The organism is Bradyrhizobium sp. 18BD (assembly GCF_054185225.1).
On the sequence record NZ_JAVAYL010000011.1, the window covers coordinates 216,224 to 229,231 of the forward strand.

Annotated in this window: 14 protein-coding genes; 12 read left to right on the plus strand and 2 right to left on the minus strand. The window is 63.7% G+C overall.

Annotated elements, in window-relative coordinates; all coding sequences use genetic code 11:
* Positions 1-107 precede the first annotated feature (107 nt).
* From secY to hisC, 11 genes are all read left to right on the plus strand, one after another.
* Complete coding sequence (secY, locus tag RAD16_RS21360) at positions 108-1,439, plus strand: preprotein translocase subunit SecY (RefSeq protein WP_326900481.1); 1,332 nt, start codon at positions 108-110, stop codon at positions 1,437-1,439.
* Entirely contained in the window at positions 1,436-2,647 is a 1,212-nt protein-coding gene (locus tag RAD16_RS21365; RefSeq protein WP_458159836.1) for a preprotein translocase subunit SecY, read from the plus strand. The genes secY and RAD16_RS21365 overlap by 4 nt, the downstream gene beginning before the upstream one ends.
* Positions 2,644-3,510, plus strand: a complete 867-nt coding sequence (locus RAD16_RS21370) for an adenylate kinase (RefSeq protein ID WP_458159837.1) — start codon at positions 2,644-2,646, stop codon at positions 3,508-3,510. The genes RAD16_RS21365 and RAD16_RS21370 overlap by 4 nt, the downstream gene beginning before the upstream one ends.
* A 187-nt stretch (positions 3,511-3,697) precedes the next feature.
* Complete coding sequence (gene rpsM / locus RAD16_RS21375; RefSeq protein WP_458159838.1) at positions 3,698-4,066, plus strand: 30S ribosomal protein S13; 369 nt, start codon at positions 3,698-3,700, stop codon at positions 4,064-4,066.
* 132 nt (positions 4,067-4,198) lie between these two features.
* Positions 4,199-4,588 carry a 30S ribosomal protein S11 gene (gene rpsK, locus RAD16_RS21380; RefSeq protein WP_007603045.1) on the plus strand — a complete coding sequence of 130 codons (390 nt, stop codon included), beginning with the start codon at positions 4,199-4,201 and terminating at the stop codon, positions 4,586-4,588.
* Between the two features lie 112 nt (positions 4,589-4,700).
* The gene (locus RAD16_RS21385; protein WP_458159839.1) at positions 4,701-5,732 is read left to right on the plus strand and encodes a DNA-directed RNA polymerase subunit alpha; all 1,032 of its coding nucleotides are present in this window, start codon (positions 4,701-4,703) and stop codon (positions 5,730-5,732) included.
* A 144-nt stretch (positions 5,733-5,876) separates the two neighbouring features.
* Complete coding sequence (gene rplQ, locus RAD16_RS21390) at positions 5,877-6,293, plus strand: 50S ribosomal protein L17 (RefSeq protein WP_008136314.1); 417 nt, start codon at positions 5,877-5,879, stop codon at positions 6,291-6,293.
* 123 nt (positions 6,294-6,416) lie between these two features.
* Entirely contained in the window at positions 6,417-7,244 is an 828-nt protein-coding gene (locus RAD16_RS21395; protein WP_458159840.1) for a c-type cytochrome, read from the plus strand.
* A gap of 218 nt (positions 7,245-7,462) precedes the next feature.
* Complete coding sequence (locus RAD16_RS21400; protein ID WP_458159841.1) at positions 7,463-8,251, plus strand: SDR family NAD(P)-dependent oxidoreductase; 789 nt, start codon at positions 7,463-7,465, stop codon at positions 8,249-8,251.
* Positions 8,252-8,260: 9 nt separating this feature from the next.
* On the plus strand, positions 8,261-8,560 hold the full coding sequence (locus tag RAD16_RS21405; RefSeq protein WP_458159842.1) for a DUF1330 domain-containing protein: 300 nt from the start codon (positions 8,261-8,263) through the stop codon (positions 8,558-8,560).
* A 23-nt stretch (positions 8,561-8,583) separates the two neighbouring features.
* Complete coding sequence (gene hisC, locus RAD16_RS21410) at positions 8,584-9,642, plus strand: histidinol-phosphate transaminase (protein WP_458159843.1); 1,059 nt, start codon at positions 8,584-8,586, stop codon at positions 9,640-9,642.
* 164 nt (positions 9,643-9,806) lie between these two features.
* On the opposite strand, the gene RAD16_RS21415 is transcribed toward hisC, so the two are convergent.
* Positions 9,807-10,820, minus strand: a complete 1,014-nt coding sequence (locus tag RAD16_RS21415) for a zinc-binding alcohol dehydrogenase family protein (RefSeq protein ID WP_458159844.1) — start codon at positions 10,818-10,820, stop codon at positions 9,807-9,809.
* Between the two features lie 133 nt (positions 10,821-10,953).
* Between RAD16_RS21415 and RAD16_RS21420 the strand changes: the two genes are divergently transcribed.
* Positions 10,954-11,328 (plus strand): winged helix-turn-helix transcriptional regulator, encoded by a 375-nt coding sequence (locus RAD16_RS21420; protein ID WP_326900503.1) that lies wholly within the window; start codon positions 10,954-10,956, stop codon positions 11,326-11,328.
* A gap of 38 nt (positions 11,329-11,366) precedes the next feature.
* On the opposite strand, the gene RAD16_RS21425 is transcribed toward RAD16_RS21420, so the two are convergent.
* Entirely contained in the window at positions 11,367-12,998 is a 1,632-nt protein-coding gene (locus RAD16_RS21425; RefSeq protein ID WP_458159845.1) for an OprO/OprP family phosphate-selective porin, read from the minus strand.
* Positions 12,999-13,008: the final 10 nt, after the last annotated feature.

The window sequence follows — 13,008 nt, forward strand, 5'->3', positions numbered from 1 at the left end:
GGGACGTGGACTTATCGAAGCCGAGCCCCAGATAATGTCCGGCGTCCGCTCTAATGTAGCCCGGCCGCGGGCATGACGGCGCAATAGGCGGCGGGAGAAAGTCCAAGATGGTCTCTGCAGCGGAACAACTGGCAGCCAATCTCAATTTCGGCGCGTTTGCCAAGGCCGACGAACTGAAGAAGCGCATCTGGTTCACCCTGGGTGCGCTGCTCGTTTATCGGCTCGGGACCTACATCCCGCTGCCCGGCATCGATCCCAACATCTGGGAGCAGGTGTTCCGTTCCCAGGCGGGCGGCATTCTCGGCATGTTCAACATGTTCGCCGGCGGCGGCATCCACCGCATGGCGATCTTCGCGCTGAACATCATGCCGTACATCTCGGCATCGATCATCATCCAGCTCCTGACCACCGTCTCGCCGCAGCTCGAGGCGCTGAAGAAGGAAGGCGAGGCCGGCCGCAAGACGCTGAACCAGTACACCCGCTACCTGACGGTGATCCTGGCCGCGTTCCAGTCCTACGGCATCGCGGTGGGTCTCGAAGGCGCCGGCAACGTCGTCAGCGACCCCGGCATGTTCTTCCGCCTGTCCACGGCGATCACGCTGACCGGCGGCACCATGTTCCTGATGTGGCTGGGCGAGCAGATCACCTCGCGTGGCATCGGCAACGGCATCTCGCTGATCATTCTCTCCGGCATCGTCGCCGAGCTGCCCGCGGCGCTCGCCAACATGCTCGAGCTCGGCCGTCAGGGCGCGATGTCGACCGGCCTGATCCTGGTCGTGATCATCATGGCGGTCGCCGTGATCGCCTTCATCGTGTTCATGGAGCGCGCCCAGCGCCGGCTCCTGATCCAGTATCCGAAGCGCCAGGTCGGCAACAAGATGTTCGAGGGCCAGTCCTCGCATCTGCCGCTCAAGCTGAACACCTCGGGCGTGATCCCGCCGATCTTCGCGTCCTCGCTCCTGCTGCTGCCGACCACGGTTGCGAACTTCAATGCCGGCAGCGGGCCGGAATGGTTCCAGTGGATCACCACCCAGCTCGGCCACGGCCGTCCGCTGTTCCTGATCCTCTATCTCGCGCTGATTGTGTTCTTCGCCTTCTTCTACACCGCGATCGTATTCAACCCGACCGAGACCGCGGACAATCTGAAGAAGCATGGCGGCTTCATTCCGGGCATCCGCCCGGGCGAGCGCACCGCCGAATATATCGACTACGTGCTGTCGCGCATTACCGTGCTCGGTGCGATCTATCTGGCGATCGTCTGCTTGATCCCGGAAATCCTGATCTCCTACGCCTCGGTGCCGTTCTATTTCGGCGGCACCTCGCTGCTGATCGTGGTCAGCGTCACCATGGATACCGTGGCGCAGGTGCAGGGCTATCTGCTGGCCCATCAGTATGAAGGCCTGATCCGGAAGTCGAAGCTGCGCGGCCGCCGTAGATGAGCAGGGAGCTCGCGCGCCGAATCGCTTTCACGATCGGCGCGCTGCTCCTTTTCAGGCTCGGCGCGCAGATCCCGATCGCGGGACTGGATGTTTCGCGCCTCGCGTCGTTGCCCAATTTCAACGTCCGCCTTTCGCTGTTTTCGCTCGGCCTCATTCCCTATCTGACTGCGGCGATCTTTGTCCGGTTGCTGTCTGTGGTGTGGCGCGGCCTGAATTCGCTCGAGCGCTCGGGCGAGGACGGCCGACGCAAGGTCGCCCGCGCCACGCTCGGACTCACGCTGGCGCTTGCTGCCTTTCAAGCCTACGGCATCGCCTCCGCGTTGATGTCCATTCCGGAGCTCGTCAGGAATCCTGACGGCTGGTTCGTCGCGACGGCTACGGCCTCGATGGTTGGTGGCGTCTTCGTACTGGTGTGGCTCAGCGAACAGATCACCCGCTACGGCATCGGCAACGGCCTGGCGCTGATCCTGAGTGTCGGCATGCTCGTCACCCTGCCGCGAGACGTCGCCGGCATCGCAGATGTCGTGCGGAGCGGGGCGGTCTCGAGCAATCTCGCACTCATCCACGCTGTGTTCTGGATCGTGACCGTCGCTGTGATCGTGCTTGTCGAGGGCGCGCGGCGAAATGTCCGGGTCGAGTTCGGCGCGCTCAATGTCGGCGCGCGACAATTGCCGGCGCGCGCCGGCGTGCTGCCGATCAAGCTCAACAGCGCCGGCTTCCTGATTCCCGTTACCGTGGCGCCGTGGATCTTCTTTCTCCCGCTTGCCTTTGCGGGCTTCATCCTGGGCGGCGATCATCCCCTGGTCGCCGCGGCCTACCGGCATCTCCAACTGGGGCAGCCGGCGCACATGATCCTCGTGTCGATCGCCGTCTTCGTGCTCGCCTTCGTCTACACGGCTTATGTTGTCGACCCCGAAGACACGGCCAAATCGCTGGCGCAGCGTGATGGCACAATTCCCGGTGTCGCGCCGGGTGAGGCGACGGCCGACTATCTCGATCGCGTCGTGTCATTGACGACGGTCGTCGGAGCCGTCTACCTGACTGTGTTGCAGTTGATTCCGGAGGTGTTCGAGCTTTACGGGATCGGTCTGCCTTATAGTATGGTCGTCAATGGTGGTGCGGCGCTGGTTGTGGTTTGCACTGTCCTTGATATCAAAACACAGGTGCGCGACGTATCGCTCACCAATCCGGGGGGCGTACGCCGATGAGAATTATACTTCTGGGACCGCCGGGATCGGGCAAGGGGACCCAGGCGCAGCTGCTGGTGCAGCGCTATGGCATCGTCCAGCTCTCGACCGGTGAAATGCTGCGCGCGGCCGTGGCAGCGGGAACGCCGGTCGGGCTGAAGGCCAAGGAGATCATGGCCGGCGGCGGCCTCGTCCCCGACGAGGTCGTGGTGGGAATCATCTCTGACCGCATCGATCAGCCGGACGCCAGGAACGGCTTCATCCTCGACGGCTTCCCGCGCACTGTGGGGCAGGCCGAGGCGCTGGATGAACTGCTCAAGCACAAGCATCTCAAGCTCGATGCGGTGATCGAGCTCCGGGTCAACGAGAGCGCGCTTCTGAGCCGCGTCGAGACTCGCGTCGCCCAGATGCGGGAGCGCGGGGAGGAGGTCCGGGTCGACGACACCCCGGAGGTCCTGACCAAGCGCCTCGCCAGCTACCGCAGCCAGACGGAGCCGCTGATTCACTACTATTCCGAGCGGCGGAAGCTCTCGACGATCGACGGCATGATGGCCATCGACGAGGTGACCCGCGCCATTCACCGCCAGCTCCTGGCGCTCGGGGCGGTGGAACCGAAGACCCATGCCCGCAGCGCGGCCAAGGCGTCGCCGGCCAAGAAGGCCAAGGCAGCGAAGAAATCGGCCAAAAAACCGGCGAAAGCGGCTAAAAAGGCCGCCAAATCGGGCAAAACCGCCAAAAAGGCTGTGAAGGGTGCCAAGAAGGCCGCCAAGAAAACGGCGAAGAAAACGACCAAAAAGGTAGCCAAGAAAGCCGCCAAGAAGACCGTCAAAAAAGGTTCGAAGAAGGGACCAAAAAAGGTCACGAAAAAGCGAGCCAAGCGCTAGCAGCGGTTGACGAAAGCCCCCGGAATCCCCTAATAAGCCCCGCATCCAAGTCGGATAGTTTCAGACGATGCCGGGCCCCAGGAAGACCGGGGGTGGGCGTCGTGTTCGCGTTTGTGAACACCTGCCCGAGAACGCAAGCACTTAAAGCCCGATTCCTGACGAGGGGTCGGCAACAGGAGAGAAGGCCGTGGCCCGTATTGCCGGCGTGAACATTCCCACCAACAAGCGCGTGCTGATCGCGCTCCAGTACATCCATGGCATCGGCCCGAAGATCGCCGGTGACATCATCGAGAAGGTGAAGATCGCGGAGGATCGTCGCGTCAATCAGCTCAGCGACGCCGAAGTGCTCCAGATCCGCGAAGTGATCGACCGCGACTATCTCGTCGAGGGCGACCTGCGTCGTGAGGTCGGCATCAACATCAAGCGTCTGATGGACCTCGGCTGCTATCGCGGCCTGCGTCATCGTCGCGGTCTGCCGGTGCGCGGTCAGCGGACCCACACCAATGCGCGTACGCGCAAGGGTCCGGCCAAGGCCATCGCCGGCAAGAAGAAGTAAACTGGCGAATCGGGAGTGGCGAATGGCGAGTAGGGGAGTTTCCCTATTCGCCATTCGCTACTCGCTATTCGCTTTCACAGGTGTAGCCGCTGGCATTACGGCGGCGTTTGAGATCTCCAGGAAAGGTCATCAATGGGCAAGGAAGCCACCCGCGTTCGCCGTCGTGAGCGCAAGAACATCGCCTCCGGCGTTGCGCACGTGAACTCGTCGTTCAACAACACGACCATCACCATCACCGACGCGCAGGGCAACACGATTGCCTGGTCCTCCGCCGGCACGATGGGCTTCAAGGGTTCGCGCAAGTCGACCCCGTATGCTGCGCAGGTTGCCGCCGAAGACGTGTCGAAGAAGGCGCAGGAGCACGGCATGCGCACGCTGGAAGTCGAAGTCGCCGGTCCCGGTTCGGGCCGCGAGTCGGCGCTCCGCGCACTGCAGGCCGCGGGCTTCACCGTCACCTCGATCCGCGACGTGACCACGATCCCGCACAACGGTTGCCGTCCCCGCAAGCGTCGGCGCGTTTGATACCAAGTTGCGGGCGCATCGGCGCCCGCAATGACTTTTGCAAGAAGCCGCGGGTGCGACCTGCGGCCTTTCTCCAACGCCAGTGTCTGCAACGGCAGTTCGACTGGCCTGTATGGGTGAAACAGTGACGATCCAGAAAAATTGGCAAGAACTGATTCGGCCGAACAAGCTCCAGATTCAGCCCGGTAGCGATTCGAACCGCTTTGCGACCATCGTCGCCGAGCCGCTCGAGCGTGGCTTCGGCCAGACCCTCGGCAACGCGCTGCGCCGCATCCTGCTCTCCTCGCTCCAAGGCGCGGCGGTGCAGTCGGTGCACATCGACGGCGTGCTGCACGAGTTCTCCTCGATCGCTGGCGTCCGTGAGGACGTCACCGACATCGTGCTCAACATCAAGGACATCTCGATCAAGATGCAGGGCGAAGGCCCCAAGCGCATGGTCGTGAAGAAGCAGGGCCCGGGCGTCGTCACCGCCGGCGACATCCAGACCGTGGGCGATGTCGTGGTGCTCAATCCGGACCTCCAGATCTGCACGCTCGACGAGGGCGCCGAGATCCGCATGGAGTTCACGGTTTCCACCGGCAAGGGCTACGTGCCCGCCGAGCGCAATCGCCCCGAGGACGCGCCGATCGGCCTGATCCCGGTCGACAGCCTGTACTCGCCGGTCCGCAAGGTCTCCTACAAGGTCGAGAACACCCGCGAGGGCCAGATCCTCGACTACGACAAGCTGACCATGACGATCGAGACCAACGGCGCGCTGACGCCGGATGACTCGGTGGCTTACGCCGCCCGCATCCTGCAGGATCAGCTCAACGTGTTCGTCAACTTCGAAGAGCCGCGCAAGGAAGTGGCCCAGGAGATCATCCCGGACCTCGCCTTCAACCCGGCCTTCCTCAAGAAGGTGGACGAGCTCGAGCTGTCGGTGCGTTCGGCCAACTGCCTGAAGAACGACAACATCGTCTACATCGGCGACCTCGTGCAGAAGTCGGAAGCCGAAATGCTCCGCACTCCGAACTTCGGCCGCAAGTCGCTGAACGAGATCAAGGAAGTGCTGGCCCAGATGGGTCTGCATCTCGGCATGGAAGTGCCGGGCTGGCCGCCGGAGAACATCGACGAGCTCGCCAAGCGCTTCGAAGATCACTACTGAGTTCGGCGAATAGGGAGTGGCGAATAGCGAATGACAATTCGCTAGTCGCCATTCGCTACTCACCATCTGGGCGAACGCAGGAAGCCCACCTGAGCAACTGATCCGACGAACCATCGCGGCAGTTCATACATAAGGAATAGATACATGCGTCACGGCAAGGTTCATCGGAAGCTCAATCGCACTGCCGAGCATCGCCGCGCGATGTTCGCCAACATGTGCGCCGCGCTGATCAAGCACGAGCAGATCGTCACGACGCTCCCGAAGGCCAAGGAATTGCGCCCGATCGTGGAGAAGCTGATCACCCTCGGCAAGAAGGGCGGGTTGGCCATGCGCCGCCAGGCCATCTCCGAGATGCGCGACAAGGATCAGGTCAAGAAGCTGTTCGACACCCTCGCGCCCCGCTACAAGGACCGCCAGGGCGGCTACACCCGCATCATCAAGGCCGGCTTCCGCTACGGCGACAACGCCGCGATGGCCGTGATCGAGTTCGTCGATCGCGACGTCGATGCCAAGGGCCAGGATTCGGGCCCGGTGCAGGAGAAGGAAGCCGAGGCGGCGTAAGCCGACCGGTACTAGGATTTCAGAAAGCGGCGCCCCTGGGCGCCGTTTTTTTTGTATGGCGCGGCGATTTCTCAGGCTGCGCACGATGATTTTGCAGGTGCGAATTTGTTTGGGGGAGATTCGATGAGGACCACGATTGCCATTGCACTCGCGCTGCTGACGTCGCCGGCCATGGGCGAGACGCTGGCCGAGCGTGGCGCCTATCTCGTCAACAGCGTTATGGTCTGCCACAACTGCCACACGCCGCGTGGGCCGCAGGGGCTCGATCTCTCGGGCGGTAGTCAGGTTTTTGACGAGCCCGCCTTCAAGGTCTCCGGCTCCAACATCACGCCGGACAAGGACACCGGCATCGGCAACTGGAGCGATGCCGAGCTGAAGCGGTTTCTCGTGAGCGGCGTCAGGCCCAACGGCACCAAGGTCGCGCCGATCATGCCGACCGCGTTCTACACGGTGCTCACCGCCCACGATCTCGAAGCGCTCGCCGCTTACCTGCGCTCGGTGCCGCCGGTGCGTCACGAGACGCCGGCGCCGGAATACAGGATCGCCTTGAAGCAGGAGGTGCCGACCTATGCGGGCAAGCAGGCGAGCGAGGGCGAGCTGTCGGACAAGCTCGCACGCGGCCGTTATCTGCTCACCATCGCGCATTGCCTCGAATGCCACACGCCGGAAGGCCCATCCGTCGTGCATGATTTCACGACCGCGAGCGGCAAGGGCGGCCGCACCTTCAAGGGGCCGTGGGGCGAATCCATTTCCCCCAACATCACCGCGGATCCCGCGGCGGGCCTTGGCCAGTGGAGCGACGACGAAATCAAACGTGCGATTGCGCAAGGCATCGCGCGCGACGGTCGCAAGCTCAAGCCGCCGATGGCTTATGCTGCCTATGCCAGCATGACGCCGCAGGATCTCGATGCCATCGTCGCCTTCGTCCGGACGCTGCCACCCAAGAAATAGGCGCGGTCGTGCCGTAGGGTGGGCAAAGGCGCAAAGCGCCGTGCCCACCATTCCATCCGTGTCCCGCGCTGACATGGTGGGCACGCTTTCGCCTTCGCTCGTCGAGCTCTGGCGGACAAGCCGCTTTGCCCGCCCCACAAACTCACGCATCGGTGAGCGATGATTGCACCCGCCGGCCCGCCGCACGATATCTCCATCAACCTCAATGGAGACGACGTATGAAGATCGACCTTTCCGGTAAGACCGCCCTCGTGACCGGCTCGACCGCCGGCATCGGCCATGCCATCGCCAGAGGCCTTGCCGGCTCAGGCGCCAGCGTGGTCATCAACGGACGCGGCCAGGACAAGGTCGATGCGGCCGTGCGCAAGCTGGAAGCAACGGGCGCCAAGGTGCGCGGCATCGCCGCCGACGTCTCGACCGCTGCGGGTTGCAAGGCCCTCGTTGCAGTGCTGCCCGAGGTCGACATCCTCATCAACAATGCCGGCATCTTCGAGCCCAAGGACTTCTTCGAGATCCCCGATGAGGACTGGAGCCGCTTCTTCGAGGTCAACGTGATGAGCGGCGTGCGGCTGTCGCGCGCGTACATGAAGGGCATGCTGAAGCGCAACTGGGGCCGCATCGTCTTCATCTCCTCGGAGTCCGGGCTGAACATTCCCGTCGAGATGATCCATTACGGCATGAGCAAGACGGCCCAGCTCTCGGTGGCGCGCGGCCTCGCGCAGCTCACCCGCGGCACCGGTGTCACGGTGAACTCGGTGCTGCCTGGCCCGACCATGTCCGAGGGCGTCGAGACCTTTGTGAAAGATCTCGCCAAGCAGAACGGCCAGTCGGTCGATGAAGCCGCCGCCAATTTCGTCAAGCAGCATCGGCCGAGCTCGCTGATCCAGCGTTTCGCCAGCGTCGACGAGATCGCCAATATGGTGGTCTATGTTTCGTCGAAAGAAGCGTCCGCCACCAACGGCGCGGCCCTGCGGGCGGAAGGCGGCATCGTCAATACGATCGCCTGAGGCACGCGCATGCCGGCCTATGTGATCTCCGAAGTCGAGATGCGTGATCCCGACGGATTTGAGGCCTATCGCGTGCTCGCCGCGAAGACGATCGCGCAGTATGACGGCCGCTATCTCGTTCGCGGCGGCAAGGCGGAACTGGCAGAAGGCAATTTGCCGCCGAAGGCCATCGTCATCGTCGAATTTCCGTCGATGGCGAGGCTGAAGCAATGGTACACTTCGCCGGAATATGCCGAGGCGTTGAAGATCCGCGCCGGCGCGCTGGAGCGCCGGCTGCTGTTCGTCGAGGGCGCGGCGCCGACGATGTAGATTGCAGGAGTCCGGGCAGAAACATGAGCCGTTTCTGGAGCAGCTTGACGCATGACTTGAAACCCTACGTGCCGGGTGAACAGCCCCGCATCGCGGACCTGGTCAAGCTCAACACCAACGAGAACCCGCTCGGTCCGTCTCCGCGGGCGCTGGACGCGATCCGCGAGGCGGCAGCCGATACGCTGCGTCTCTATCCGGACCCGCAGGCGACCGCGCTGCGGGCCTCGCTGGCCGCCTATCACGGCGTCAGACCCGAGCAGGTGTTCGTCGGCAACGGCTCGGACGAGGTGCTGGCGTATGCCTTCGTCGCCCTGCTGAAGCAGGATGCGCCGCTGCTGTTTCCCGATATCACCTACAGTTTCTATCCGGTCTATTGCCGTCTGTTCGGCATCGTCTACGAGACCGTGCCGCTCGATCCGGCCATGCGCATCCAACTCGCCGATTATCGCCGGCCGGCCGGCGCGATCGTCGTTCCAAATCCGAACGCGCCGACGGGCATCGCGCTGTCTCGCGCCGAGATCACGACGCTGCTGGAAGAGCATCCTGACGTGCCCGTGGTCGTCGACGAAGCCTATGTCGACTTCGGTGCCGAGACCGCAATTCCGCTGGTTGCTTCCCACCGGAATCTCCTGGTCGTGCAGACCATGTCCAAGTCGCGCGCTCTTGCCGGGCTTCGGGTCGGATATGCGATCGGTGATGCCGATCTGATCGATGGGCTCGTGCGTGTGAAGGACAGCTTCAATTCATATCCGCTCGGCCGGCCTGCTCAGGCCGGCGCGATCGCCTCCCTGGAGGACGAGCCCTATTTCCAGCAGGGCCGCCGTCGCGTGATCGAGGGCAGGGAGCGGCTGACCCGCGGACTGAAGGAAGCCGGCTTCGAGGTGCTGCCGTCTCTGGCCAACTTCGTCTTCGCGCGCCATCCCGCGCATGAGGGGGCCGCGCTCGCGGCGGCGCTGCGGGAGCAGGCGGTGATCGTCCGCCACTTTTCCGCACCTCGCATCTCGGACTATCTGCGGATCACCGTGGGCACGGATGAGCAGATCGATCGTCTGTTGTCGGCCGTGGCCCGGATCGTGAGATAGCGACAGAAACCATAGGGTGGGCAAAGCGGCTTGTCCGCCGGAGCTCGAAGAGCGAAGGCGGAAGCGTGGCCACCATCTCTCGACGCCATTGCGAGATGGTGGGCACGGCGCAAAGTGCGCCTTTGCCCACCCTACGAGACCGTCGCCTACTGCGAAGTCCTGACCTACCACCCCTCCAGCACGATCTTGCCGCGTGACTTGCCGCTCTCGAGCAGCGCATGGGCGCGCTTGAGATTGGCTGCGTTGATCGTGCCAAAGGTCTGGTCGAGCGTGGTGCGCAGCACGCCCTTGTCGATGAGATCGGCGACGTCGTTGAGCAGATGATGCTGCGCGATCATGTCCGCCGTCTGGAACGAGGAGCGCGTGAACATCGATTCCCAGTGCACCGAGATCGCCTTGCCCTTGAAGGTGCTCATGGTGAATTCCGGCGGATCGTCGATCAGGCCGAACCGGCCCTGCGGCGCCATGAACTCGGCGATGCTCTTGTAGTGCTGGTCGGTGAAGGTGAGGCTCGCCACCAGTGCGACCGGCGGCAGCTTCAGCTTCTCGATCTGCTCCTTCATCGGCTTGCCGTGGTCGATCACCGCATGCGCGCCGAGATCGAGGCACCATTTTTGCGATTCCGGTCGCGTCGCGGTGGCGAGCACCGTGAGGCCGGTGAGGCGGCGCGCAAGCTGGATCAGGATCGAGCCGACGCCGCCGGCGCCGCCCGTGATCAGCAGCGTACGCGGATCGACGCTCTTGCCGGGCGCCGCGCCGAGCCGGTCGAACAGCAATTCCCACGCGGTGATGGAGGTGAGGGGGAGGGCGGCGGCCTGCGCGAACGAGAGACTCTTCGGCTTGTTGCCGACGATGCGCTCGTCGACCAGGTGGAATTCGGCGTTGGTGCCCTGGCGCAGGATCGAGCCGGCGTAGAACACCTCATCGCCGGGCTTGAACAGCGTGACCTCGGGGCCGACGGCATCGACCACGCCGGCGGCATCATAGCCGAGAATCTTGGTCTCGCCCTCGGGCGGCGCGGCGCGCTTGCGCACCTTGTAATCGACCGGATTGGCCGAGATTGCCTTCACGGCGACGCGGATGTCGCGCCCCTTGGGCTCGGGTTTCGCGGTCTCGAAATCGATCAGCGCGTCCTGATCTTCGATCGGAAGCGATTTTTTATAGCCGACGGCCTTCATGGCTTGTCTCCATCAGATGGCGCCCAGCTAGTGATGTGCGCCTGACCTGCTAACTGTCCCGCTGGCTCCAATTTGGCAAGTACTGTAAATTCGGGGATATAGTCCCTGTTTGGATACTAATGGGAAAACACGCATGAAACGGCGCGACTTTGCCCGTCGTCCCGGCTGCTCGGTCGAGGCGACGCTAGATCTCATCGACGGCAAGTGGAAGGGCGTGATCCTCTATCACCTGCAAAGCGGCACCCAGCGCTTCGGCGAGTTGCGCCGCAGGATGCCCGGTATTACCCAGCGCATGCTGACCAAGCAGCTTCGCGCGCTGGAGGAGGACGACCTCGTCATCCGCAAGGTCTATGCCGAGGTGCCGCCGCGCGTGGAGTATTGCCTCTCCGAGCTCGGCGAGAGCCTCAAGCCGGTGATCGACATCCTGAAGGCCTGGGGCGAGAGCCATCAGCAGCGGCTATCCTGCGCGCCGCCGCCGGTGGTCGTGAAGAAGAAGCGCGCTGCGTGAATATCCGGGAGCGGCGTGCCGCTCCCGGATGGGAAGTTTTAGAACGCAACCTGCGTGCGCATTGCCACCGCATTGAACGACGAGCCCGTGTTCACCGCGGAGGTCGCGCTCGCCTGCTTGGAGATGTCGCCGTGCAGATAGTCGAGCATGAAGCGGACGTTGTTGTTGACGTACCAGTTCAGCGCGGCGGTGTAGATGGTCTGCCGTCCACCCGCGATGCCGGCCGCGGTCGCAAGCTGATCGTTCAGGTTCATCGTACTCACGCGCCCCGCGATTTCCCATGCGCCCCAGCCGCCACCGGCGAGTGAGAAGGGATTTGCCGGCTTGACGCCGCCGTAGGAGGCGTTCGCCGGATTGTAGGCACGACTCTCGCCGGTCAGCACGTAGCCGACCTGCGCGTAGCCGCCGTCGAATTTCAGGCTCGGCGCGCCAAACGGCGGCAGACCGGTATTCGCACTGCGATCGACATTGAACCAGTAGTATTCGCCCTGCGCGATGAACGAGCCATAGGTCGCGGCCGCCTCGACGCCGTAGACCTGTGCGCCTGATACGTTGGCGATCGCACCCGTCGATATCAGCGTTGTCGGATCGATCCGCAGCTCGGGCCGGTCGCTCAACGTCAGCGTCTGCGCCTGCGTCACCAGATTTCGCGGCGGCTGGATCAGCCATTCCGCATCGGCGCCGATATGGACGGAATAGCCGTTGCCACTGATCGGGTTGCCGGCGACACGGACGACCGCGCCATATTGCTCGCTGGTGCCTGGCGGAGAGACGCTGGAGGCGGAGTGGATCTGGCCCGTGGTCGGTCCGGTGACATAGGCGCCGATCCAGAGCTGGTCGGTCCACCAGCGGGTGCCGATCGCCGAGCGGAAATCGCCGGCTGCGATGTTCTGCGCGATGAGGCCAGACGAGGCGCGCTCCATGAACATGATGTCGTTGGAACTGGTGGATTCGTCGAGAGTCCAGGGCACATCCATGATGCCGGCCTCGATCGACATCTTGCCGCCGAACGGCTTGAGGCCGGTGTAGCTCAGATACGCATTTTCGATGCCCGATGTCCCGCCGCCCGGCAGGAAGCCCACCGCGGTGCCGCCGGCGGCGCCGGTGCCGCCGAAACCGTCGGACGAGCCGCCGAAGTCGTAGATCAGGGAGTAATTCCAGTCGCCGAAGAACTTACCGACGACGCCGATACGCGCGCGGCGGACATTCTCGCCGCTGTCGAGCTTTTGCGGCACGGTGGATGCAGTATCGGGACGATAGCTGTAGCCGCCGACATCCCAGTGCACGCGGCTCGTGATCGCGATGCAGTTCTGCTCGTCAGCCGTGCAGATGGTGGGTCGATTGTTCGGCATCGTGACGACGACGCCGGAGGCGGGCGCCGGCCCCTTGAGCGGGATCGCCGCGTTGGCGTTGGCGACGACGGCTTTCGCCTCCGAACGCGCCTCGGCCTTCGCCTCAGCCTTTGCCTCGGCCTTGGCTTTCGCAGTGGCCGCCGTGTTCGCGGCAGTCTGGCTCTGCAGCTTGTCGAGCTTCTGCTCCAGCAACTTCAATTGCTGCTTCAGCAGTGCGATCTCCTGCTCGCTGCTGCTTGCCGATTGAGCCTGGGCCTGCGAGGCCGCCAGCGCGCCGGCGAGACCAATCGCCGTGGCTGCCATTCTTGTCCTGCTCACGATACGCCTC

What these genes read in the sequence shown, in the direction of transcription:
- RAD16_RS21420 (WP_326900503.1), top strand. Translation starts at nt 10,954, where the DNA reads ATGAAACGGCGCGACTTTGCCCGTCGTCCCGGCTGCTCGGTCGAGGCG.
- RAD16_RS21405 (WP_458159842.1), top strand. Translation starts at nt 8,261, where the DNA reads ATGCCGGCCTATGTGATCTCCGAAGTCGAGATGCGTGATCCCGACGGA.
- RAD16_RS21370 (WP_458159837.1), top strand. Translation starts at nt 2,644, where the DNA reads ATGAGAATTATACTTCTGGGACCGCCGGGATCGGGCAAGGGGACCCAG.
- RAD16_RS21385 (WP_458159839.1), top strand. Translation starts at nt 4,701, where the DNA reads ATGGGTGAAACAGTGACGATCCAGAAAAATTGGCAAGAACTGATTCGG.
- RAD16_RS21395 (WP_458159840.1), top strand. Translation starts at nt 6,417, where the DNA reads ATGAGGACCACGATTGCCATTGCACTCGCGCTGCTGACGTCGCCGGCC.
- rplQ (WP_008136314.1), top strand. Translation starts at nt 5,877, where the DNA reads ATGCGTCACGGCAAGGTTCATCGGAAGCTCAATCGCACTGCCGAGCAT.
- rpsK (WP_007603045.1), top strand. Translation starts at nt 4,199, where the DNA reads ATGGGCAAGGAAGCCACCCGCGTTCGCCGTCGTGAGCGCAAGAACATC.
- RAD16_RS21400 (WP_458159841.1), top strand. Translation starts at nt 7,463, where the DNA reads ATGAAGATCGACCTTTCCGGTAAGACCGCCCTCGTGACCGGCTCGACC.
- RAD16_RS21365 (WP_458159836.1), top strand. Translation starts at nt 1,436, where the DNA reads ATGAGCAGGGAGCTCGCGCGCCGAATCGCTTTCACGATCGGCGCGCTG.
- secY (WP_326900481.1), top strand. Translation starts at nt 108, where the DNA reads ATGGTCTCTGCAGCGGAACAACTGGCAGCCAATCTCAATTTCGGCGCG.
- RAD16_RS21415 (WP_458159844.1), bottom strand. Translation starts at nt 10,820, where the DNA reads ATGAAGGCCGTCGGCTATAAAAAATCGCTTCCGATCGAAGATCAGGAC.
- hisC (WP_458159843.1), top strand. Translation starts at nt 8,584, where the DNA reads ATGAGCCGTTTCTGGAGCAGCTTGACGCATGACTTGAAACCCTACGTG.